This is a genomic window from Roseomonas aeriglobus (assembly GCA_016937575.1).
Taxonomy (GTDB): domain Bacteria; phylum Pseudomonadota; class Alphaproteobacteria; order Sphingomonadales; family Sphingomonadaceae; genus Sphingomonas; species Sphingomonas aerigloba.
Genome location: JAFHKN010000002.1, coordinates 2756346 through 2778412, shown reverse-complemented (window position 1 = coordinate 2778412; position 22067 = coordinate 2756346). Strand labels below are relative to the sequence as shown.

The following is a 22067-nucleotide window of genomic DNA, read 5'->3' as shown; positions in this document are numbered from 1 at the left end:
AAGTTGATAGACATGGTGCCAGACAAGAAACGTTAAATTTCAGCAATAAAGCAGAAACAATTGGCCGTGCCGTTCACGCCTCGGGCGCCTCATAGCCCTTCAGTTCGTCGCCCATCAGGCGGACGACGTGCAGCACGTTGGTGCTGCCCGGCGTCTTGAACGGCACGCCGGCGCAGATGATGACGCTGTCCCCGGCGCCCGCGATGCCGTGGCGCAGCGCCATGCGCTTGGCCTTGCCGACCATCTCCTCGAACGAATCGACGTCGCGGGTGTGGACGGCGTGGACGCCCCAGAGGAGCCCCAGCCTGCGCGCGGTGTCGAGTTCGGGCGTCAGCACCAGGATCGGTACCGAGGGCCGCTCGCGCGCGATCCGCCGCGCCGTCGAGCCCGAGGTCGTGAAGCAGACGATCGCCTTGGCCGATGCGGTCACCGCGATGCCCTTCGCCGCTTCCGCCAGCGCGTCGGCGGTGGTCGAATCGGGCTTCAGCACGGTGAAGTGCACGCGATCGCCGTGCGCCGGATCGCCTTCGACCGAGACCGCGATCGAGTCCATCATCGTCACCGATTCGATCGGCCAGGCACCCGCGGCGCTTTCCGCCGACAGCATGATCGCGTCGGCGCCGTCATAGACCGCGGTCGCGACGTCGGACACTTCGGCGCGCGTCGGCGAGGGGGAGGTGATCATCGATTCGAGCATCTGCGTCGCGACGACGACCGGCTTGCCCTGACGGCGGGCGGTTTCGACGATGCGCTTCTGCAGGGGCGGCACCGACTGCGGCGGCAGTTCGACGCCCAGGTCGCCGCGCGCGACCATCACCCCGTCGCAATGTTCGACGATCTCCTCCAGTCGCGCGACGGCGGAGGGCTTCTCGATCTTGGCGAGCAGCGCGGCGCGACCGGCGATCAGCTTGCGGCCCTCCGCCAGATCCTCGGGCCGCTGGACGAAGCTCATCGCGATCCAGTCCACCCCGACGTCGAGCGCGAAGGCCATGTCGCTGCGGTCCTTCTCGGTCAGCGCGGCGAGGGGAAGGACCATGTCGGGGACGTTCAGCCCCTTGTTGTTGCTGAGCATGCCGCCGACGACGACTTGCGTGACGATGCGGTCGGCGTCATGCTCCAGCACGCGCAGCACCATCTTGCCGTCGTCGAGCAGCAGCCGCGCGCCGTCCTCCGCCGCGGCGAAGATCTCGCGGTGCGGCAGGCGGACGCGGGTCGTGTCGCCCAGCGCCTCGTCGCGGTCGAGCACGAAGCGCTGGCCGGTTTCCAGCAGCACCTTGCCGTCCGCGAACTGACCGACGCGCAGCTTCGGCCCCTGCAGATCGGCAAGGATCGTCGTTGGGCGGCCCAACGTCTTCTCGATGCTGCGGATCGCTTCGATCACCGGGCGCTTCGACGGCTGGTCGCCGTGGCTCATGTTCACGCGGAAGGCGTCGGCGCCGGCGACGAACAGCTTGGCGATTATCTCCGGCGTGCTGGATGCGGGACCCAGCGTCGCGAGAACACGGACCTTGCGGTTGCGGGGCGGGAACATGGCGGTCATGGGCATCCTTCGCACGGGCTTTCGCAGGAAGCCCTAGCCGGTAAACGAGTCGGCGTTCAATGAATAGGACGGGTAAGATGGACGAATTGGATCGTATCGACGACAAGGCGGCAGCAGAGGCTTTTCGCCGGCTGGTCCGCCACTTGCGCCATCGCACGGATGCGCAGAACGTCGATCTGATGGGGCTGGCGGGCTTCTGCCGCAACTGCCTGAGCGATTGGCTGGGCGAGGCGGGGAGCCTCGACAAGGACACCGCGCGCACCGCGATCTACGGCATGCCCTATGCAGCATGGAAGGCGCAGCACCAGGGCGAGGCGACGCCCGAGCAGCTGGCGCGGATGGCTGAGAGCGTCGCGAAGAACCCGGCGTGACACAAAAAGGGGCGGCACGACGGCCGCCCCTTTTCTCGCTATGTGCCGAGCGGCTTAGCGGGTCGCGTCGGTCTTGCCCGATTTGCCGGGCACGCCGTCGTTGGCGCCGTTGCCGAAGCCGTTGTTGCCCTTGGCCTTCTTCGTCGGTGCGCAGACCGGCGGGGTCGGCGTGCAGGGCGGCGGCGGGGTGTAGCAGCCGGTGCCACCGGAAACGGTCGTGAGCTCGGTCGTGGTCAGATGACGCATGGCATTCCCTCCTGTTGGTGATTTCAGTGGTTTGCAGGGCGTTTCTGCCCAGCGAAAGCGGTAAGCGGCGCGTTAACCGCGATTCTGCGCGTGAACGTCGCCCGACGGGTTACCGAACAGGGTTACCGTCCCGGAAACGCCACGCGCCGAAGGGATCACCAATAGAAGATCGGCGAGGACCAGGACCGGCTGTACGAGTAGCTGTAGCTCGAGCTCGAGGAATAGCTGTACGAGGACGACGAGCTGTACGAATAGGAGCTCGACGACGAGGACGAACCACCGCCGTTGCAGGCCGGCGGCGAGGGCGGGCAGGCGGGCGGCGTGTAGCAGCCACCACCGCGACGGCCGGCGCCGGTGACGGTCGCGATTTCCTGGGTCGAAAGCGTGCGCATGAACGAATCTCCGAAGTTGACCCGACAAGGTTAATGCGCGCAACGTGCCGGAGCGAAGGGGCGATCCACAGTCCCGAACGGCAACCTGTCCCGTTAAGAGACAGGGTTAACCTATTGGGGGAGCGGCGATGAAGACGGTGATGCTATTGGGCGCAGCGATGCTGGCGGCGATGCCGGTCACAGCACAGACATCAGCGCCCGCGGCCACCGTGCCGGCCGCGGACAACGTCACCTACATCCACGCCGGCCAGCTGCTCGCCGATCCCGCGAAACCCCCGCGCGGCAACGCGACCATCATCGTGCGCGGCGGCCGGATCGCGGAGGTCCGCGACGGCTTCGTCGCGCCCGAGGGGGGTGCGGCGCTGGTCGACCTGAAGGACCGCTATGTCCTGCCCGGCCTGATCGACATGCACGTCCATTTCTATTCGTCGGGCTATCCGCTGAAATCGCGGCTGGAGGCGTCGGGCGTCGACAAGGAGGATGCCTTCGTCGCCGCAGCGGGGCGGGCCCGGGCGACGTTGCTGACCGGCTTCACCACCGTCCGCGACCTCGGCGCGCCCGAGCCGCGCGGCATCCGCGCGCTGCGCGACGCGATCGCGCGCGGAGAGCTGGAGGGGCCGACGATCGTCAATGCCGGCCGCATGATCTCGGTCACCGCCGGCCACGGCGATGCCAACGGCCTGAAGGAAGACTATGCCCACGCCGAACGCATGGAGGCGACGCACCTGTGCAACGGCGCCGACGACTGCCGCCGCGCGACCCGCGAGCAGATCTTCACCGGCGCCGAGGTCATCAAGTTCGCCGCCTCGGGCGGGGTCGGCTCCAACATCGCCGGTGGCCTCGAAGCGCAGATGACGCCCGAGGAAATGAAGGCGATCGTCGACACCGCGCACAGCTTCGGTCGCAAGGTGACCGCGCATGCGCATGGCAAGTCGGGGATCGACACCGCGCTCAAGGCCGGCGTCGATTCGATCGAACACGGCAGCTACATCGACGACGAGACGATCCGCCTGTTCAAGGACAAGGGCGCGTATCTGGTCCCGACGATGCACGCGTTCGAAAGCGTCATCCGCCAGAGCCGTGCGGGCGAGCGCCCGGCGGCGTCCGCGGCCAAGGCGGAGGAGGTGGCGAAAGTCGTCAAGGACAGCCACCGCCGCGCCTTCGCGCAAGGGGTAAAGATCGCCTTCGGCACCGATTCCGGCGTCGGCCCGCACGCGACCAACGCGCTCGAATTCGGCTATATGACCGCGGTCGGCATGCCGGCGGCGCAAGCGATCCGATCGGCGACAATCGATGCGGCGGCGTTGCTCGGCCGTGAAAACCGCATCGGCCGCATCGCACCGGGCATGGACGCCGACATCATCGCGGTGATGGGCGACCCGGTGGCCGACGTCGCGCGGCTGAACGCAGTGGACTTCGTGATGCAACGCGGCGCGGTCCGGAAGATGGGCGGGAAGGCGGCGTTGTTTCCAGTGGAGTGAGGAATGTCCGCTTGCGCCCACAAGCCGACATGAGAAACATATGCGAAGGTTGTGCCGTGGAACGAGTAAACGCCGAGACGCCGTCGGATCGGCTCTATCTTAAGGGCTTGGCGATCCGATATGAGCGGCACATCGGTAAGTGGCTGCCGATCATGTGGCACCTCGCTCTACGCGGACACGCTGGCGCGATGATCGAGCTTGCCGATTGGTTCTCTAACAACGGGAGTGCCGATCCGTTTGGCACGCCAGCGGACGCTTTCAGCGCGGCTGGACTATACCGGCGGGCATACAAGAGAGGTGACCTGCGCGCAGCCCAGCACATGGCGGCGAGTTGCTTCAATCGAAACGACATGACCGGGTATCGGCACTGGCTTGGTCTGGGTGCTAAAGCGGGTGACGGCGAAGCAAGGCGAGAACGTCGGTGGTTTGAAAACCGACTTTGGCATGCTGACGCTCGGAGAGTGCGGCGGCTACGACCGAAGCAGCAGCGGGATGGGTTCGCTTAAATTTATGTCCACTTTCCCCGAAGGCGGACCGGCCGCTGACGCCCAAAACCGGCCGCTAATCGACGATCGCCACCCTAATCCAGCACCACCGCCGCGCTCTGCTTGTGCACCCGCTTCACGAAGCTCGTCTCGTAGCGCCGCACCGCCGGCTTGCTTTCGAACAGCCTTGCGGTGATGGCTCGGTTCTCAACGGCCGTGCGGTGGTGCGACCGCCCATCGAACGGGTCATGCTGCGGCGCGCCGATATCGCCCACGCGTGTCCTACCGGACGTCGCCGGACGTGCGCCAGGAAGCCCTTGTGACCGCATTTGAATTTCTGATCAGCTTCTACGGGATCCTGCTCGGGCTGAGCATTGCGGAACTCGCCAGCGGCTTCTCGCGCGTGTGGGACCGACGCCGTGCTCAGGATATCGGCTGGCTCAGCCCCTTGCTGGGCACGATCATGCTCGCCGATCTCGTCAGTTTCTGGACGAACACCTGGCTGCTCAAGGACGTCATCGAGGTCGACTATTTCACGGCATTGGGCGCGGCAGCGATCACGCTCCTCTATTTCTTCGCGGCGACCCAGGTTTTTCCGCGGGAGGGTGCGCAATCGGATCCGGACGAGCATGCGATGGCCCATCGCAAGGGCGTCGTATCCGCGATCATCGCCAGCAACGTGCTCCTGATGATCGCCCTGAAGATCATTCTCTCGCTCAGCTGGCTCAGGCTGGCCGCGGTCGTCCTGACCTACGTGCCACTGCTCGGGGTTCTGGTGTGCGTCGGATGGCTTCGTACCCGCCGATCGGTACGCATCGCGATGGCCGTGTGCCTGCCGCTGACGATCGTCTACAAGCCGTTTGCGGACGGCGTCTGGTCGGCGCTCATCGAGCGCGCGGGGTGAGACGGCTCTCGCTGCCCGCGGCGTCGGCATTCGCAGCAGGCCCGACGTCCGCCCTGCACCCGAGCGCGGGCGTCGGCGATCGTGGACGACGGGCCCGAACCGGGCGTGCCCCAGGCATATCCGCGATGCCGAGCCCGGCCGTCCGCCCGTCGTCCACCGCCACGCCGTCGATCAGGTCGCGACGGTTTGTCGTCATGCGGCCAACGCAAGTCGACTGTCGATCATGCATCCGATCAGGTCGGCGAAGGTCTTGAGCTGGCGCGGGACCTGGGGCCTGATCGCACGGACGCGTGTGTCGAATATGCAAAGCGATCCGACGCGCGTGCCTTCGCTCGAAACGACGGGTTGCCCGGCGTATGTTCGCAGGAAGGGTTCGCCCACCACATACGGATTTTCCATGAAGCGTGGGTCGGTGAGGGCATTTCTGACGACGAAGAAGTCGCCCGAGGCGATGGTATAGGTGCAGAACGCATCGGCTCTGGCCGTCTGTCCGGTTGCAAAGCCGAACGACGATTTGATCCACTGCGTATCCCGATCGATGAAGGTGAGCAGGCACACCGGAAAATCCGTCTGTTCCGCGACGTGGCGGGTTATCAGGTCGAATTGGTTTTCGCGCACCGCGTTGGCCAGCCGGGCCCGTTCCAATAGGATCAGGCGGTCGTCCTCATCGAACGGTATCGGCACCCCGAGATCGACATCGCCGCGGAGGCGTCGGACACCGGATCGCCGGCTGACGTCGGACGATAGGTCGGCCGATCCGCGGTCGGATGCGGCCTTCTCGATCTCGTCGCAGGCCTTGACGATCTTTTTCAGAAAGCTTTGCGGGTTTTCCGAAAGCTCCCGTTTTCCAAGGCACAATGTGGCGCCGAGCGACTCCAGCTTCCGCGCCATGAAGACGTTCGTGGCGGCCTGTTCCGATATGATAAGCTTACACAGGCGCGGCATGCCCGTCATCCTGGTAAGGAGTGCGGCGCCGTCAATATACGGCATCGTCAGGTTTATTATGACAAGGTCGGGCGACAGGGTCTTTACGAGGTCCAACCCGCTGGAAGCATCATTGGCGACGCCGACGACCTTGAAACCGGGTCCCGAATGAATGGCTTCTTCCAATATAATTTGCGATGTTCGCGAATCATCAATGATGACAGCCCGACGAATTTGATCGGCAAATCCCTTCACGCTCCCCCTCCCCAAAACATCACGAACAGGGCGTACGCAACAGCAGAACGTCCGGTTCGAAATTAGGATGGCCGCGTTAACGCTTTGTATATATCTCAGATCAACTCGTTGATTTAACGCCGTTTATTCCGCTGTGTTATATACGCGCCGCGTCGGTGGTGGGAATATTGATGTCTGCGGGGTTCACGGCGGGACACTGTGTGATCACGGTCGCAATGCCGTCACGCGGTGCCCGCCAAATCCAACACCACCGCCGCACTCTGCTTGTGCACCCGTTTCACGAAGCTCGTCTCGTACCGTCGCACCGCCGGCTCGCTTTCGAACAGCCGCGCGGTGATGGCATTGTAGTCGTCCATGTCGCGCGCGGAGATCAGCACCGCCAGGTCGTGCGGGCCGGCGAGGTCGAGCAGCATCTGGACGCAGGGGGCCGCCGCCAGTGTTGCGCGCAGAGCCGCGATGCCGCGTTCCTCGGCGTGTTCCTGCATCGTGACGTGGACCAGCGCGCGCAGGCGAGCGTCGCTCAGGCGGCGGGCGACGATGGCGACGTCGCGTTCGATCCAGCCCTCGGCACGCAGGCGACGGACGCGGCGGGTGATGGCGCTGGCGGACAGCGGCACGCGTTCGGCCAGCGCTTCGGCGGTCAGCAGCGCGTCGGCCTGAAGCAAGTCGAGCAGACGGATGTCGAACGAATCGAGCTTGGTCATCTTAAAGCTCCGTCGTCATCCCCGTAACGAATTTCGTCGGATCGGTGCGCGCGATCGACGGCAAAAAGCGTATCACTCAACTATAACACCTGCAACGAAATCCTGACCTGAGGCCCTCCATGTTGCGCTCGATCCTGCTCACTGCCGCCGCCTGTGCCGTTCCCGTCGCTGCCCAGACCCCGCCGGTTCCCGCCATGCAGGCGCCCGCCTTCGACCCCGCCACCGCCCGCGCGGCCGTCAGCGATCTCGCGAACGAGATCGAGGAGAATTTCGTCTTTCCCGACGTCGCCAAACGCTATGCCGCGATGCTGCGGACCAAGCTCGCCGCCGGCGGTTACGACAATTTCCCGTCGCGCGTCGCCTTTGCCGAGGCGGTGACCGCGGACCTGCAGGCGGTGTTCCCCGACGGGCATCTGGCGATGCACCCCTCGACCGGTCCGCGGCCCGAACCGCGCAAGGCCGGCGACACAGCGCTCCTCGCGCCGGTGAAGATGCCGCCGCTGATGGAGCAGGCCGGCATGATCGCGCCGGGCATCGCCTACGTCCGCTTCAACGCCTTCATGGGCACGCCCGAGGTGCTGCGGGACTTCACCGCCTTCCTCGATGCGAACGCTGGCGCCAAGACGCTCATCATCGATGCGCGCACGCACCGCGGCGGCGGGCTCGACGAGATGGACGTGCTGTTCCCGCGCATCTTCGCAAAGCCCGCGACCGTGATGGTGATGGATACCCGCGCTTCGGTCGCCAAGAAGCACGGCGGCTTGCCGTTCAAGTCGCTGACCGTGGTGCCCGCGCCCGCCGAGCTGTTCCGCGCCGAACACCGCGTCACGCCCGCATCACCGGCGAGTCCCTGGACGAAGGCGAAGGTCTACCTGCTCACCTCGGGTCGTACCGCGTCGGCGGCGGAGCATCTGTCGTCGGTCCTGAAGAGCACCCGTCGCGCGACTCTGGTCGGCGAGACGACGGCGGGGGCGGGCAATTACGGCGGCGGGCTGGAGCTGCCCGGCGGCTATGGCGCGTTCATCCCGTTCGGCCACAGCTATTTTCCGGGCGAAAAGGGGTGGGAAGGCGTCGGCGTGACGCCCGACATCGCGGTCGCACCCGAGCGCGCGCTCTACGAGGTGCTGACGCGCGAGGGCATCGCACCGGCGCAGGCGCAGGCCCTCTCCGACAGCCATAAACCATCCGTCCCGATGACCCGCCGCCGCCCCTTGCGCTCGTGATCCGATAGGGTAAACGCCGCTGCCTTAGCCGGAATCCTGACGCCTCTGGGGGGCGGCGCCGGCGCCTCATTTGGAGCGAGCAATGACCGATAACGTGTCGGCCGAGCAGCTGCGCCTGTTCATCGAGCGCATCGAACGGCTGGAAGAAGAAAAGCGCGGCATCGCCGACGACATCAAGGACGTCTATGGCGAAGCGAAGTCGACCGGCTTCGACGCGAAGACGATGCGGACGATCGTGCGCCTGCGAAAGATGGAAAAGCACCACCGCGACGAAGCGGACGCGTTGCTGGAGACGTACCGGAATGCTCTCGGTCTAGTCTAACGGGAGGAGACGCCGCGACGGGCAGCGGGGCGGCAAAGCCGTCCCGTCTGACGGCGTGGCGATCCAAGGCATCTCAACGAAGCGGTTGGGTCAATCGCCAACCTGGGTTAACGCGGCGGCGACCCCGTCACCGACAGAGCCCGCCCGCCCATGACCAAACCCCCGCTCAACGACCTCGCCCAGCATCTGCTCGGCAAGTCTGCGGCCGAGCTCGACCCCGAGGAGCGCCGCGTTCTTGAGGGCGTCGAGGCGGGGACTCTCGTCAGTCGCGATGCCGGTGACGTCGCCGACGCGCGCGAGAGCTTCGGCGACCGGCTGGCTGACCGCGTTGCGGCGGTCGGCGGCAGCTGGGGCTTCATCATCGCGTTCAGCTGCGTGCTGGTCGGCTGGATGCTGCTCAATTCGGACGTGCTGCAGCATTTCGGGCTGGCGTTCGATCCCTATCCCTACATCTTCCTCAACCTGATGCTCTCGACGCTGGCGGCGATCCAGGCCCCGGTCATCATGATGAGCCAGAACCGCCAGGCGGCAAAGGACCGGTTGGCAGCGAGCCTGGATTACGAAACCAACCTGCGCGCCGAGATCGAGATCCTGCGGCTGCACCACAAGCTGGACGTCGCGGTGGTTGAGCGCTTGCAGGCTCTGGAGGCGAAGATCGACGCATTGGGTCGCCGCGACGCCAGTTGAGCGAAGCGTTCACACGGACTAGGGGTCCCCACAAAATATCACTCTGTGGGGTTAAGAATGGCAGGCCATTCCAAATTCAAGAACATCATGCACCGCAAGGGCGCGCAGGATAAGAAGCGCTCGGGCATGTTTTCGAAGCTCAGCCGCGAAATCACCGTCGCGGCCAAGATGGGTCTGCCCGACCCCGACATGAACCCGCGCCTGCGCGCCGCGATCAACGCGGCCAAGGCGCAGTCGATGCCCAAGGACAACATCCAGCGCGCGGTCGAAAAGGCATCGAAGGGCGACACCGAGAATTACGAGGAAATCCGCTACGAGGGCTTCGGCCCGGGCGGGGTGAGCCTGATCATCGAGGCGCTGAGCGACAACCGCAACCGCACGGCCACGAACGTGCGCACCGCGGTCAGCAAGAACGGCGGTAACCTCGGCACCGCGGGCAGCGTCAGCCACGGCTTCGATCGCGTCGGGCTGATCACCTATCCCGCGTCGGCCGGTGACGCCGACACGGTGTTCGAGGCGGCACTGGAAGCCGGCGCCGAGGACGTGACGTCGAGCGAGGACGGGCACGAGATCTGGACCGAACAGGGGTCCTTGCACGAAGTCGTCAAGGCGCTGGAGCCGGTGCTGGGCGAGGCCGAAGGCGCGAAGCTCGCCTGGCGCCCGCAGACGATGGTCGAAGTGACCGAGGCCGACGCCGCGACGCTGTTCAAGCTGATCGACGCGCTGGACGACGACGACGACGTCCAGACCGTATGGGGGAATTACGAAGTCTCCGACGCGGTGATGGAGAAGCTGGGCTGAGCGATTTGGTCGGGGGAGGCGAGTGGTCACGCAGCGTGAACGTCTCGAGCGCGCCAGGACGATGCGGAACAACCCCACCGAAGGGGAGGTGCGGGTCTGGCGACACCTCTCGGGCTCGCAGCCTGGTTTCAAGTTTCGTCGGCAGGCGGTGATCGTTCCATATATCTGCGATTTCCTGTGCCCGGCTAAAGGGCCGGTGGTCGAAGTCGATGGCGAAACGCATGATGTTCCCTACGATGCCCGGCGGTACGCTTACTTGCTGGCCAAGGGGTACCGGACGTTGCGCTTCTCGAATCGCGACGTTCGCAATATTTTGGAGGGCGTCATCCTCACGATCGCGGATGCCGTTCGTACCCAACCCGATCGCTGGTCCGGCCGGCCCCACCCCGACCCCTCCCCTGAAGGGGAGGGGATGAATGTGCGGCGGGCCGAGCTCCTCCCCTTCCAGGGAGGGGCTGGGGCGGGGGGCGCCTCGCAGAGACCGCACGAATGATCATCCTCGGCCTCGACCCCGGCCTCGGCACGACCGGCTGGGGCGTCATTGCGGCGGAGGGGAATCGGCTGCGCCATATCGCCAACGGCCAGATCAGGACCGAACCGGCGATGCCGCTGCCGCGCCGGCTGTCGAACCTGTACGAAGCGCTGGGCGAGGTCATCCGCGCCGAGCGCCCCGATAGCGCCGCGGCGGAAGAAGTGCTCGGCAACAGCAATGCGCAGTCGACGCTGAAGCTGGGGCAGGCGCGCGGCGTCGTGCTGCTCGCGGCGGCGACGGCGGGGCTGGTCGTCGGCGAATATCATCCGAGCACCGTCAAGAAGGCGGTGGTCGGCACCGGCGGCGCGGAGAAGCGCCAGATCCAGGCGATGGTCGGCGTCCTGCTGCCGGGCGTGAAGCTGGCCGGGCCCGACGCGGCCGATGCGCTGGCGGTGGCCATCACCCATGCGCATCACGTCGCGAGCGCCCGGTCCTTGGGACTTGCCGGGCGCCGGTAACGCTTTGGCAAGCTTTGCCCGCCACGGTCGTACTGCCGCAATGTGTGCGGCGCCTGTGGACGGATGCATGACCACCCTGCCTTCGATCGGTTTCGGAACGGCACGCGCGATGATGGATCGCCGGCTGGATTCGGCCGTGTCGGCAGGCGCCCTACGCGCCGAGGACAAGGCGGCGCTTTCCGTCGCGCTCGATACCGTGGGCCAGGGGCTTGCCGCGAAGGCGGATACGCCGCCGGCGTCGATGAAGGACCGCGTCGATGCGCTGATCGCCGGACAGGTCGAAAAGGGTACGCTGACGCCCGACCAGGCGGGCGAACTGGAGCGGTTCTTCACGCCGGCGCCCGAGCGGGCTGCGCCGGACTCCGTGACGCAGACGCCGACCGATTCCGATGCGGCCAGGCTGCGCGGGGTGAAGACCGCTAGCGAGCAGATCGCGTCGTTCGAGGCGCTGCTGGGCCGGATGCGGGCAAGCATGTCGCCGACGAATATCTACGGAGCCGGATCGGCGCCGCAGAGCGGGTTGGTGATCAATCGGGACGCTTGAGCGGCTGGGGTCAGCCGCCGTTCGATTTGAGCCTGTCGAAGCGCGCGTTCTGGGGCTGGTCTGGCCGGTCTGTTCCGGATAGGTTCCGGAGCGATGACTGACCTCTCTTTCCGCCACGCCGTCAGACGGGACAGCTGCGCCGCCCCGCTGGCCGCCGTGGCGACTCCGCGATTTGCTTACGCAAATCGCAGGGCGTCCGCGTTGTGATCGCGCACCTTAAGGGCATTCTGACGTCCACCGCGTCGGACCACGCGGTTATCGATGTCGGCGGTGTCGGTTATCTCGTCGGCGCATCGACCCGCACGCTCGACGCGCTGGGGCCGGTCGGGGAGGGGGTCACGCTCCACACCGAATTGCTGGTGGGTGAGGATTTCCTGCGCCTCGTCGGCTTCGCCACCGCCGCCGAACGCGACTGGTTTCGCCTGCTGACCGGCGTGCAGGGCGTCGGCGCGCGCGTGGCGCTTGCCATTCTGTCGACGCTTCCCCCCGACGATCTGTCGCGCGCGGTCGCTGCGCAGGACAAGGCGATGGTCGCGCGCGCCAATGGCGTCGGCCCCAAGCTCGCCGAGCGCATCGTCCGCGAACTGAAGGACAAGGTCGGCGCCGTTGCGCTGGGCCCGATGACCGGCAGCGTCGCGACGCCCGCCAGCAGCGCTGCGGGCGACGCGATGTCGGCGCTCGGCAACCTGGGCTTCAAGCCGGCCGAGGCGAGTGCGGCGGTGGCGGCAGCGGAGGAGGAACTGGGACCGGGCGCGACGCTCGATGCGCTGGTGCGGCTGGCGCTCCGGAAGGCGGCGAAGTGACGTTGGCTTGGGCCCCCGTTTCGATTATGTTCCGCAGATGATTCACGTCAGCATCCCCCTGCCGCCGGACCTTCAGAGCTGGATCGAGTCGCGGGTATCAGACGGCAGCTACGCCGACGCCGCCGACTATTTCCGCGACCTGGCGGAGCGGGATCGGGAGCGTAATGGGCGGCAGCGGCTGAAAGCGCTGATCGAGGAGGGGCTGGCGTCCGGCATCGTCGATCAGGACATCGATGAGATGTTCGACGAAATTCTGGCGGGCCTGCCGAGCCGGCGTGCCTAAGCCGAGGTATTCGTCAAGCGCACGCGCGGACGTCGAGGCCATTCGGGACTTCAGTCTCGAGCGGTTCGGTGAAGCGGTCGCTGCGGCTTATGTGATCGACCTGCAGCAAACCGTGCATGCGATTGGGGCGCGGCCCTTGGCAGGGCGGGACGATGGCGATTTGGCGTCGGGTATGCGCAGCGTGCGATGTCGATCGCACCGCATTTTTTACCAGATCGACGGTGGACCGGTAGTGATCGTTCGCATCCTTCATCACGCGCAGGACGCCGAACGGGCGTTGGGACAATAGCAATGACCGACGACCGTATCCTCACCGCCAGCCGCCGCCCCGAAGACGTCGACGCCGCTCTGCGCCCCAAGAGCCTCGACGAGTTCGTCGGGCAGAAGGCTGCGCGCGAGAATCTGCGGGTGTTCATCGATGCCGCCAAGTCGCGCGGCGATGCGCTCGACCACGTGCTGTTCTTCGGGCCGCCCGGGCTCGGCAAGACGACGCTGGCGCAGATCGTCGCACGCGAAATGGGCGTGGGCTTTCGCGCGACCAGCGGCCCGGTCATCGCCAAGTCGGGCGACCTTGCCGCGCTGTTGACGAACCTGGAGGACGGCGACGTCCTGTTCATCGACGAGATCCACCGCCTCAATCCCGCGGTCGAGGAAGTCCTTTATCCGGCGATGGAGGATCGCGCGCTCGACCTGATGATCGGGGAGGGACCATCGGCACGTTCGGTGCGCATCGACCTGCCGCGCTTCACCCTGGTCGGCGCGACCACCCGCCAGGGGTTGCTGACGACGCCGCTGCGCGATCGTTTCGGCATCCCCGTGCGCCTGCAATTCTATACCGAGGACGAGCTGCTGCGCGTGGTAACCCGCGCCGCCGGTCTGCTCGACCTGCATGTCGCCGATGATGGCGCGCGCGAGATCGCCCGCCGGTCGCGCGGCACGCCGCGCATCGCCGGCCGCCTGCTGCGCCGCGTCCGCGACTTCGCCAATGTCGCGGGTGTCGAGACGGTGAACGCGAAGGCTGCCGACAGCGCGCTGACACGGTTGGAGGTCGACAACCTCGGCCTCGACGCGATGGACCGCCGCTACCTGACGATGATCGCCGACATCTACAAAGGCGGTCCGGTCGGTGTCGAAACGCTGGCCGCCGGCCTGAGCGAACCGCGCGACACGATCGAGGAAGTGATCGAACCTTATCTGATCCAGCTGGGCCTGATCGCCCGGACGGCGCGGGGGCGATGCCTGAACGGACTGGGCTGGAAGCACCTCGGCCTGGAACCGCCCGCAGGCTCGCAGGATGGCCTGTTCGACTGAGCTTGCAGATCCCGACCTTAGCAGATCGGGGCGGGTAGGCAGGATTGAAGTATTGGGCCGGTGGACGGTCAGGCGTCGGCCCGTGCGACCAGCAGCTTGTCGATCTTGCGGCCGTCCATGTCGACGATCTCGAACCGCCACCCCTGGCTCTCGAAGGTCTCCCCCTCTTCGGGCAGATGCTTGAGGATCGCGAGCGCCAGACCGGCGACGGTTGCGAAGTCGCGGTCTTCGTCGAGGTCGATGCCCAGTCGTTCGGCCAGCGCGTCGGCGGGCATCGAGCCCGATACCAGCAACGATCCGTCCTCGCGTTCGACGACCATCCGTTCGGTGCCCTCGTCGACGTCCGACACGAACTCGCCGGCGATCGCCGCCAGGAGGTTGGCCGGCGTCACCACGCCTTCGAAATGGCCATATTCGTCGTGGACCAGGCCCATCGGCACTTCGGCGCGGCGCAGCACGACCAGCGCGTCCATCGCGTCGAGCTGGTCGGGCAGGACCGGGGCCGATTTCATCAACGCGCGCAGGTCCAGCGTGTGGCCGCGGACCATCGCCTCGACGATATCGCGCGACTGGACGACACCGACGACCGCATCGACCGAGCCTTCGGCGACGGGCAATCGGGTGTGCGGCGATTCGACCAGTCGGGCGCGCAGGTCGGCGTCCGACAGGTCGGCGTCGAGCCATTCGACCGCGGTGCGCGGCGTCATCACCTCGCGGACCGGACGGTCGGCCAGGCGGACGACGCCCGAGATGATCGTGCGTTCATGCTCCTCGATCACGCCCGATTTCGACGCTTCGGCGACGATCAGGTGCAATTCCTCCGCCGTCACCTGATTTTCCGATTCGCGGTTGAGGCCGAGCAGCTTGAAGATGAGGGCGCTCGATGAATCGAGCAGCCAGACGACCGGCTTGGTGATGACCGCCAGATAGGTCATCGGCAGCGCCATCACTGCGGCGATCGGTTCCGGGCTGCGCAGCGCGAACTGTTTGGGCACCAGTTCGCCGATGATGAGCGAGGCGAAGGTGGTGAGCCCGATGACGATCGCGAAGCCGATCGTCTCGGCGGTTTCGTGGCTGACGCCCAACGTCTCGATACGCGCCGCCGTCGGCGTGCCGAGGCTGGCGCCGGAATAGGCACCGGCCAGGATACCGATCAGCGTGATGCCGATCTGGACGGTCGATAGGAACTTGCCGGGGTCGGCGGCCAGGCGGATCGCCGCGCCTGCGCCGCGCTTGCCGACCTTTGCCATCGCCTCCAGCCGCGCCTTGCGTGCCGACACGATCGCCAGCTCGCTCATCGCGAACACGCCGTTCAGCGCGACGAGTGCGAGGATGATGACGACATCGATCCAGGGAAAGGGGGGGAGCGCGGTCATGGGCGTGTGCGTTCCCTTATCCGCGGATGGCCGCCCTGCACAACCGATCATGTCAGCCAAGGTTCAGTTCGCAGGCGGAACAAGGGACGCAGAACGCGGGTTGGGACCGCGAGATCAAAGGAGGACAGGAATGTTTCGTTCGAAGTTGCTGATGGCCGCCAGCCTGAGCGCGATGACGCTGACCAGCGCATGCGTGACCGATCCGGAAACCGGGGAGCGCAAGATTTCGCGGACGGCGATCGGCGGCGTCGGTGGCGCGGTCGGCGGTTACCTGCTGGGCGACCTGGTCGGTGGACGGCGCGACCGGACCGAGAAGATCGTCGGCGCCGGCATCGGCGCGCTCGCGGGTGCCGGCATCGGCGCATATATGGACAAGCAGGAGCGCGACCTGCGCGCCCGTACCGCCGGCACCGATGTGCAGGTGATCCGTCAGGGCGACGAGCTGGTGCTCAACATGCCCTCGGGCATCACCTTCGGCTACGACCGTGCCGACATCCAGCCGCAGTTCCGCCCGACGCTCGATCAGGTCGCAGACGTGCTGGCGCAATATCAGTCGACCTATGTCGATGTGTACGGCCACACCGATTCGACCGGCGCCGATGCGTATAACCAGACGTTGTCGGAGCGCCGCGCGACCGCCGTGGCGGATTATCTGGCGGGTCGCGGCGTGAACCCGGCGCGTCTGGGCACGCGCGGCTTTGGCGAGACCCAGCCGATCGCGTCGAACGCGACCGAAGACGGCCGCGCCGCCAACCGCCGCGTCGAGATCAAGATCGTGCCGGTGACACGCGAAGGATAAGCGTTCCGGCTGTGCCCCGGCGACGGCCGGGGCACAGTTCCTGCGCCCGAGCGGCGATCGCTCTGCGCGTAACCGATGCGAACCGGGCGCCCGGCCTTCGCCGGGGCGCCGCGGGCTAGAACGCGATCCGCGCCCGCGCGACGAATCGGTCGCCGACGTGATCGGGATCGGCCAGGGGCGACAGCATCGGCCGGTCGTCGACATTGGTCGCGATATAGTCGACCGACAGCGTCAGCTTGCTGAGCCCATAGGACAGCCCCAGCCGCCAGTCGGTATAATTCCCCGCCGGGCGCAGCCGGGCGGCGCGTATGGGATCGTCGGTGCGTCCGCTCGATCGGCCGATGCCGGCGACGGCCGTCAGCGGCGTGCCGATGATCGCGCCGCTCGCATTGGCGAACAGGTAGAGGTTGTCGCCACCGATTGCCGACTGGTCGGGGGCGTATTTCGCCCCGGCATCGAGTGTCACGGGGCCAAGGGTATAGCTGCCCGTCCCGCCGAGCTCGTAATAATCGGCCCCGATCGCCGATCCGGCGAACAGATGGCCCGTGATCGACGCGCGCAGACTGAGGCCGCCCAGGTCGAACCCCCGGCCCAGTTCCAGGTCGGCGACCGCATCGGCCCCGGCATGCCGCTGCGAGCCGCGGGTCGTGACGACGCGGCCCGACAGGTCGAAACCGGCGATATCGGTCGTGACGTCGGCCGACGCGGCCGGGCGGCCGTCGCTCCAGCTCAGGCCCCGGCGGACCTCGTCGGTCGCCACCTCCGCGCCGACACTCGGTCGGGATTGGCCGAAGGCGGGCGTCGCAACCAGGGTTGCGACGCCGGCGATCAGGATCGCGACACGCCTCACCCGCGGCGCACCGGATCGTGCAGGCGATCGATTTCCGCGGTCAGCACGGCGTGATCATCGGCCGCCACGGCGGCGAGCTGGTCGCGTAGCACCGATTCGCGCGCCGCGACGTCCTGGGCGATCGCGCGGCGGGCGCCTTCGCACCAGCCGGGGCGCGATCCGGCGAGCGCTGAGTCGCGCGTCATCGTCCGCGCCATCATCGCCCCGCCAGCCTGACGCGCATCCCTGTCGACGATCAGCGTCGCCTGCCACTGGCACCGCAGCGTCGAGGACGCACGGCCCGGCGTCACCGATCCGACCTGCTTGTGGGTAATGAGCACCCGGCTGCGATATTCGGCATCGATCGCACCGCGATGGTGATCGATGCGGACATTGTGCCGGTGCGAGATGTCGCCCGATACGCCGGCGACCGCGGCCGCTCCAGCGAGCAGCGCGGGCAGAATTGCTCCAGTCATCATGCCTCCTGTGTTGCGGATGTCCCCCGCGCTTGCGGCGGGTGGACGGGTGGAGAGGATGCAAGATGTACGCACTGCCGGCAAAGCCGTTCCGACGATGCGACGCTGGAATTTCATCTACTTAAGTTGAGCAAAAGATGTGCCGGCGCGGCGGACGCCGAACGGGGGCGATGGCCAGGGCACCGGCCTGGCGCCGGAGCACGACCGCCTCGACCACGGCCGGTCGAACGCTACCGCCGGGCCGCGAAGAACGTGCGCAGCAGGTCCGCCGCCTCGCGCTCGCCGATACCCGAATAGACGTCGGGCCGGTGATGGCAGGTCGGCTGGCCGAAGAACCGCGGGCCATGTTCGATCGCCCCGCCTTTCGCATCGCTGGCGCCGTAATAGAGCCGAACGATTCGGGCATGGGCGATCGCGCCTGCGCACATCGCGCAGGGCTCCAGCGTCACCCACAGGTCGCAGTCGTCGAGCCGGTCGCGGCCCAGCGCCTGCGCAGCGCGGCGAATCGCGAGCATTTCGGCATGCGCCGTCGGATCGTGGAGCGTGCGGGGCGCATTGGCGGCGACCGCGACGATCTCGGCCCCGCGAATCACCACCGCGCCGACCGGTACCTCGCCCTGCTTTGCCGCTTCGGCAGCCGCATCGAGCGCGGCGCGCATGGGGGGCGGAAGCGGGAACATCGCCCCCGGATTAAACGGCGATGGGCGTTCCGTCACCCGGTTCGCGCAGCACGCTCCACACGGCGAAGATCAGCCCGGGCACGAAGCCGACCAGCGTCAGCGCGCAGGCGACCCAGAAATCACGTCCCACGCCCCGGCGCAGAAAGACGCCGAACGGCGGCAGCAGCACGGCTGCCACGACCGGACCGACGCCGACTGTCATTGCGGCGTCGCGGTGGCGTTGTCGGCCTTCTTCACCTCGACCACCGGCACCTGGACGGTCTTGTTGACCGTGCCGACGTCGATCGTACCGACGTCGACCTTGGGCGCCTGCCCGCCTTCGACCGCGACGCGCGGCAGGCGGCCGCCATCGATCGAGATCATGCCCAGCGACATCGCGATGATGACGACGACCACCGCCAGACCCAGCAGAACCAGCAACGCGCGCATGCCCAAACTCTCCCCGAAACAATCGAATCGTTCGCGTAACCAAACGCGGTTGATCCGTGCTAAGTTGCATCGCATCGGCGCGGCGCGACGTGAATCGGTTGACGGATGCGCCACCACGGGGTAGGGGCGCGGCCTTTCCGGGTCGGTTTCGACCGTTGGTAGATCAGGATTTCAAGCGATGTCGCGCATTTGCGAGCTGACCGGCAAGGGCCGGCAGGTGGGCCACAATGTCTCCCACGCCAACAACAAGACCAAGCGGACGTTCCTGCCGAACCTGCAGAACGTCACGCTGATCAGCGACGCGCTGGGCACCAGCGTGCGCCTGCGCGTGTCGACGCACGGCCTGCGCTCGGTCGAGCACAACGGCGGTCTCGACAACTGGCTGGTCAAGACCAGCGACACCGACCTGTCGCTGCGCGCCCGTCGCCTGAAGCGCGACGTTGTCAAGAAGCTGGCCGAGACCAAGGCCGCGTAAAGCGCGCCCGCGCCGGCGGTCTGACGCCGGTGCGTTCACGGGTTTCACGAAGCGCCGTCCCGGCTCGTGTCGGGGCGGCGCTTCGCGTGTGCGTCGGTCGCACGGTCGCGCATCGCCCCGATCTGCGTGACGTCACCTCTGCGACGGCGACGGCGATCTCTGGTTTCAGATAGCCGCGATGCGTTGTTCGACCCTCGATCGAGCATGACCGCGTGCACGCCGGCTGTTGGGATACGCCGCGAGCAACCTATATCGCGCAGACGTGACGACGCCCGACCTTCCTCCGCAGCTCACAGACTGGTTCGCCACGCGGGGCTGGGCGCCGCGCCGGCATCAACGCGAAATGCTGGCGGCGGGGCGCGCCGGGGAGCATGCGTTGCTCGTCGCGCCGACGGGCGCGGGCAAGACGCTGTCGGGGTTCCTGCCGAGCCTGGCCGAGCTGATCGAGACGCCGGGCTTCGACGGGCTGCACACGCTTTACGTATCCCCGCTCAAGGCGCTGGCGGTCGACGTCCAGCGCAACCTGATGACGCCGATCGAGGAAATGGGCCTGCCCATCCGGGTCGAGGCGCGCAGCGGCGATACGCCGTCCGATCGCAAGGCGCGCCAACGTGCCCGCCCGCCGCATATCCTGCTGACCACGCCCGAATCGCTCAGCCTGTTGCTCAGCTATCCCGACAGTTTCGAGATGTTCGCGCAGCTGAAGACGGTGGTGATCGACGAGGTCCATGCTTTTGCGACCGGCAAGCGCGGCGACCTGCTGAGCCTCAGCCTCGCGCGGCTGCAGGGAATCGCGCCGGACATGCGCCGCGTGGCGCTGTCGGCCACGGTCGCCGACCCGGACGGCTATCGCGCCTGGCTGGCCCCCGATGGCGACATCGACACGGTGCGGCTGGTCCGCGGCGAGGCCGGCGCCGAGCCGAACATCGCGATCCTGCTGCCGCAGGGGCGCGTGCCGTGGTCGGGCCATTCGGGCCGCTATGCCGCACCACAGGTGATGCGCGAGATCGAGGCGCGACGGACGACGATCGTGTTCTGCAACACCCGCAGCTTGGCCGAGCTGATCTTTCAGGACCTGTGGAAGGAAAACGACCAGAGCCTGCCGATCGGCGTGCACCACGGCAGCCTCGCCAAGGAAGCGCGCCGCAAGGTCGAAACCGCGATGGCCGACGGGCGCCTGCGCGCGCTGGTGGCGACCGCCAGCCTCGACCTGGGTGTCGACTGGGGCAACGTCGACTGCGTCATCCAGATGGGGGCGCCCAAGGGCTCAAGCCGAATGCTCCAGCGCATCGGTCGCGCCAATCACCGGCTGGACGAGCCGTCCGAGGCGGTGCTCGTGCCGGGCAACCGCTTCGAATATCTCGAGGCACGCGCGGCGTTGGATGCGGTCGAGGCGGGCGAGCTCGACCCCGACATCTTCCGTCCCGGCGCGCTCGACGTGCTGGCCCAGCATATCATGGCGGTGGCGTGCGCCGCCCCGTTCGAGCGCGACACGTTGCTGGCCGAAATCCGGGGGAGCCTGCCCTATTCGGCGCTGGCGGACGAGACGTTCGACCGCGTGCTGCAGTTCATCGCCGACGGCGGCTATGCCCTGCGCGCCTATGACAAGTTCAAGCGGCTGACGAAGGGCCCCGACGGCATCTGGCGCGTCAGTCACCCGCGCTTCGTCGCGCAGCATCGTCTGAACGCGGGGATCATCGTCGATGCGGTCACGCTCGACGTGCGCTTCAAGAACGGACGCAAGCTCGGCACGGTCGAGGAATATTTCGCGTCCAGTCTGTCGGTCGGCGACACCTTCTTCTTCGCAGGGTTGAGCCTGGAGGTCGAGCGGATGGACGTCGCCGACCTGTGGGTTCGCGCGACGACGAAGCCCGCGCGCATCCCGACCTATGTCGGCACGCGCATGGCGTTGTCGACCAACCTTGCCCACCGTGTCCGCACTTTCCTCTATGATCGCAGCGAATGGCATCGCTTCCCGGCGGACGTGCGCGAATGGCTGGAGGTGCAGGATCGCCGCTCGATGCTGCCGGCGCCCGACCAGCTGCTGGTCGAGACCTTCGAGCGGGAAGGGCGGCACTACATGGTCGCCTATAGTTTCGAAGGGTGGAACGCGCATCAGTCGCTCGGCATGCTCATCACGCGCCGGATGGAGGCGATGGGGCTGAAGCCGCTCGGCTTCGTATCGAACGATTATGCGCTCGCCTGCTACGGCCTGGAACCGATCGACGATCCCGCGGCGCTGTTTTCGCCCGAAATTCTGGAACATGAGTTCGTCGACTGGGTACAGGGATCGAACCTGCTGAAACGCGCCTTCCGCGAAGTCGCGGTGATCGGCGGGCTGGTCGAGCGGCAGCATCCCGGCAAGCGCAAGTCGGGCAAGCAGGTCACCTTTTCGACGGACCTGATCTACGACGTGCTGCGCAAATACGAGCCGACGCATCTGCTGCTCCAGGCGGCGTGGGAGGATGCGCGGGCACGAATGACCGATGTCGGGCGCCTGGCCGACCTGCTCGACCGGGCAGGCCGCACGATGCTGCACGCGCGGCTCGACCGGATCAGCCCGCTGGCGGTGCCGGTGATGGTGCTGATCGGGCGCGAGAGCGTGGCGCAGTCGGGCGCGGCGGACGACGCGCTGCTGACCGAGGCCGAAGCGCTGGCGGCGGAAGCGATGGCGCTCGACTAAACACATCTCCCCTGAAAGGGGGGATTGATCGTCGTCTTGCACGCCGTCCCGCAC

Annotated in this window: 29 protein-coding genes; 17 read left to right on the top strand and 12 right to left on the bottom strand. The window is 66.9% G+C overall.

All coding sequences use genetic code 11. The features are described from left to right. Positions 1 to 73: 73 nt before the first annotated feature. Entirely contained in the window at positions 74 to 1531 is a 1458-nt protein-coding gene (gene pyk, locus JW805_13745; protein MBN2973083.1) for a pyruvate kinase, read from the bottom strand. An 86-nt stretch (positions 1532 to 1617) separates the two neighbouring features. On the opposite strand from pyk, the gene JW805_13740 reads away from it, so the two are divergent. Then, a complete protein-coding gene (locus JW805_13740; GenBank protein ID MBN2973082.1) occupies positions 1618 to 1911 on the top strand; it encodes a DUF1244 domain-containing protein in 294 nt (97 codons plus the stop codon). A 54-nt stretch (positions 1912 to 1965) separates the two neighbouring features. Here the strand turns inward: JW805_13740 and JW805_13735 are convergent, their stop codons facing one another. After that, on the bottom strand, positions 1966 to 2157 hold the full coding sequence (locus JW805_13735) for a hypothetical protein (protein MBN2973081.1): 192 nt from the start codon (positions 2155 to 2157) through the stop codon (positions 1966 to 1968). A gap of 155 nt (positions 2158 to 2312) precedes the next feature. After that, on the bottom strand, positions 2313 to 2549 hold the full coding sequence (locus JW805_13730) for a hypothetical protein (protein MBN2973080.1): 237 nt from the start codon (positions 2547 to 2549) through the stop codon (positions 2313 to 2315). 128 nt (positions 2550 to 2677) lie between these two features. On the opposite strand from JW805_13730, the gene JW805_13725 reads away from it, so the two are divergent. Then, entirely contained in the window at positions 2678 to 4030 is a 1353-nt protein-coding gene (locus tag JW805_13725; GenBank protein MBN2973079.1) for an amidohydrolase family protein, read from the top strand. A gap of 580 nt (positions 4031 to 4610) precedes the next feature. Here JW805_13725 and JW805_13720 read toward each other — a convergent pair. Next, entirely contained in the window at positions 4611 to 4790 is a 180-nt protein-coding gene (locus JW805_13720; GenBank protein MBN2973078.1) for a hypothetical protein, read from the bottom strand. 44 nt (positions 4791 to 4834) lie between these two features. Here JW805_13720 and JW805_13715 point away from each other — a divergent pair, with 44 nt between their 5' ends. Beyond that, positions 4835 to 5419, top strand: a complete 585-nt coding sequence (locus JW805_13715; GenBank protein MBN2973077.1) for a hypothetical protein — start codon at positions 4835 to 4837, stop codon at positions 5417 to 5419. Between the two features lie 192 nt (positions 5420 to 5611). On the opposite strand, the gene JW805_13710 is transcribed toward JW805_13715, so the two are convergent. Further along, positions 5612 to 6598 (bottom strand): response regulator, encoded by a 987-nt coding sequence (locus JW805_13710; protein MBN2973076.1) that lies wholly within the window; start codon positions 6596 to 6598, stop codon positions 5612 to 5614. Positions 6599 to 6819: 221 nt separating this feature from the next. Then, complete coding sequence (locus JW805_13705; GenBank protein MBN2973075.1) at positions 6820 to 7302, bottom strand: Lrp/AsnC family transcriptional regulator; 483 nt, start codon at positions 7300 to 7302, stop codon at positions 6820 to 6822. 119 nt (positions 7303 to 7421) lie between these two features. Here JW805_13705 and JW805_13700 point away from each other — a divergent pair, with 119 nt between their 5' ends. From JW805_13700 to ruvB, 11 genes are all read left to right on the top strand, one after another. Continuing rightward, positions 7422 to 8525, top strand: a complete 1104-nt coding sequence (locus tag JW805_13700) for a S41 family peptidase (GenBank protein MBN2973074.1) — start codon at positions 7422 to 7424, stop codon at positions 8523 to 8525. 82 nt (positions 8526 to 8607) lie between these two features. Next, positions 8608 to 8847, top strand: coding sequence for a DUF2312 domain-containing protein (locus JW805_13695; protein ID MBN2973073.1), 240 nt, complete (start codon positions 8608 to 8610; stop codon positions 8845 to 8847). A 150-nt stretch (positions 8848 to 8997) separates the two neighbouring features. Then, positions 8998 to 9534 carry a DUF1003 domain-containing protein gene (locus tag JW805_13690; GenBank protein ID MBN2973072.1) on the top strand — a complete coding sequence of 179 codons (537 nt, stop codon included), beginning with the start codon at positions 8998 to 9000 and terminating at the stop codon, positions 9532 to 9534. A gap of 57 nt (positions 9535 to 9591) precedes the next feature. Beyond that, on the top strand, positions 9592 to 10335 hold the full coding sequence (locus tag JW805_13685; protein MBN2973071.1) for a YebC/PmpR family DNA-binding transcriptional regulator: 744 nt from the start codon (positions 9592 to 9594) through the stop codon (positions 10333 to 10335). Positions 10336 to 10396: 61 nt separating this feature from the next. Next, positions 10397 to 10828, top strand: a complete 432-nt coding sequence (locus JW805_13680; protein MBN2973070.1) for an endonuclease domain-containing protein — start codon at positions 10397 to 10399, stop codon at positions 10826 to 10828. Beyond that, the gene (ruvC, locus tag JW805_13675; protein MBN2973069.1) at positions 10825 to 11325 is read left to right on the top strand and encodes a crossover junction endodeoxyribonuclease RuvC; all 501 of its coding nucleotides are present in this window, start codon (positions 10825 to 10827) and stop codon (positions 11323 to 11325) included. The genes JW805_13680 and ruvC overlap by 4 nt, the downstream gene beginning before the upstream one ends. 67 nt (positions 11326 to 11392) lie before the next feature. Further along, complete coding sequence (locus JW805_13670; protein MBN2973068.1) at positions 11393 to 11869, top strand: hypothetical protein; 477 nt, start codon at positions 11393 to 11395, stop codon at positions 11867 to 11869. Between the two features lie 203 nt (positions 11870 to 12072). Continuing rightward, positions 12073 to 12672 carry a Holliday junction branch migration protein RuvA gene (gene ruvA, locus JW805_13665; protein MBN2973067.1) on the top strand — a complete coding sequence of 200 codons (600 nt, stop codon included), beginning with the start codon at positions 12073 to 12075 and terminating at the stop codon, positions 12670 to 12672. Positions 12673 to 12679: 7 nt separating this feature from the next. Continuing rightward, on the top strand, positions 12680 to 12955 hold the full coding sequence (locus tag JW805_13660; GenBank protein ID MBN2973066.1) for a hypothetical protein: 276 nt from the start codon (positions 12680 to 12682) through the stop codon (positions 12953 to 12955). Then, entirely contained in the window at positions 12948 to 13244 is a 297-nt protein-coding gene (locus tag JW805_13655) for a type II toxin-antitoxin system RelE/ParE family toxin (GenBank protein ID MBN2973065.1), read from the top strand. Before JW805_13660 ends, JW805_13655 begins: the two co-directional genes overlap by 8 nt. A gap of 2 nt (positions 13245 to 13246) precedes the next feature. Further along, a complete protein-coding gene (gene ruvB, locus JW805_13650) occupies positions 13247 to 14266 on the top strand; it encodes a Holliday junction branch migration DNA helicase RuvB (protein MBN2973064.1) in 1020 nt (339 codons plus the stop codon). A 68-nt stretch (positions 14267 to 14334) separates the two neighbouring features. Here ruvB and JW805_13645 read toward each other — a convergent pair whose 3' ends face one another. After that, positions 14335 to 15642, bottom strand: a complete 1308-nt coding sequence (locus tag JW805_13645) for an HlyC/CorC family transporter (protein MBN2973063.1) — start codon at positions 15640 to 15642, stop codon at positions 14335 to 14337. A gap of 130 nt (positions 15643 to 15772) precedes the next feature. Between JW805_13645 and JW805_13640 the strand changes: the two genes are divergently transcribed. Beyond that, positions 15773 to 16441, top strand: coding sequence for an OmpA family protein (locus JW805_13640; protein MBN2973062.1), 669 nt, complete (start codon positions 15773 to 15775; stop codon positions 16439 to 16441). Between the two features lie 115 nt (positions 16442 to 16556). Here the strand turns inward: JW805_13640 and JW805_13635 are convergent, their stop codons facing one another. The 5 genes from JW805_13635 to JW805_13615 form a co-directional block, all read right to left on the bottom strand. Next, positions 16557 to 17291 (bottom strand): hypothetical protein, encoded by a 735-nt coding sequence (locus tag JW805_13635; protein MBN2973061.1) that lies wholly within the window; start codon positions 17289 to 17291, stop codon positions 16557 to 16559. Then, complete coding sequence (locus JW805_13630; protein MBN2973060.1) at positions 17288 to 17746, bottom strand: hypothetical protein; 459 nt, start codon at positions 17744 to 17746, stop codon at positions 17288 to 17290. The genes JW805_13635 and JW805_13630 overlap by 4 nt, the downstream gene beginning before the upstream one ends. 230 nt (positions 17747 to 17976) lie before the next feature. Next, entirely contained in the window at positions 17977 to 18405 is a 429-nt protein-coding gene (locus JW805_13625) for a nucleoside deaminase (protein ID MBN2973059.1), read from the bottom strand. 31 nt (positions 18406 to 18436) lie between these two features. After that, a complete protein-coding gene (locus JW805_13620) occupies positions 18437 to 18628 on the bottom strand; it encodes a YqaE/Pmp3 family membrane protein (protein MBN2973058.1) in 192 nt (63 codons plus the stop codon). Next, complete coding sequence (locus JW805_13615) at positions 18625 to 18855, bottom strand: hypothetical protein (GenBank protein MBN2973057.1); 231 nt, start codon at positions 18853 to 18855, stop codon at positions 18625 to 18627. The genes JW805_13620 and JW805_13615 overlap by 4 nt, the downstream gene beginning before the upstream one ends. Positions 18856 to 19033: 178 nt before the next feature. Between JW805_13615 and rpmB the strand changes: the two genes are divergently transcribed. Both rpmB and JW805_13605 read left to right on the top strand, forming a co-directional pair. Continuing rightward, positions 19034 to 19330: a 50S ribosomal protein L28 gene (gene rpmB, locus JW805_13610; protein ID MBN2973056.1), complete on the top strand. Its 297-nt coding sequence runs from the start codon at positions 19034 to 19036 to the stop codon at positions 19328 to 19330. Positions 19331 to 19553: 223 nt separating this feature from the next. After that, the gene (locus tag JW805_13605; GenBank protein ID MBN2973055.1) at positions 19554 to 22013 is read left to right on the top strand and encodes a ligase-associated DNA damage response DEXH box helicase; all 2460 of its coding nucleotides are present in this window, start codon (positions 19554 to 19556) and stop codon (positions 22011 to 22013) included. Positions 22014 to 22067 lie beyond the last annotated feature (54 nt).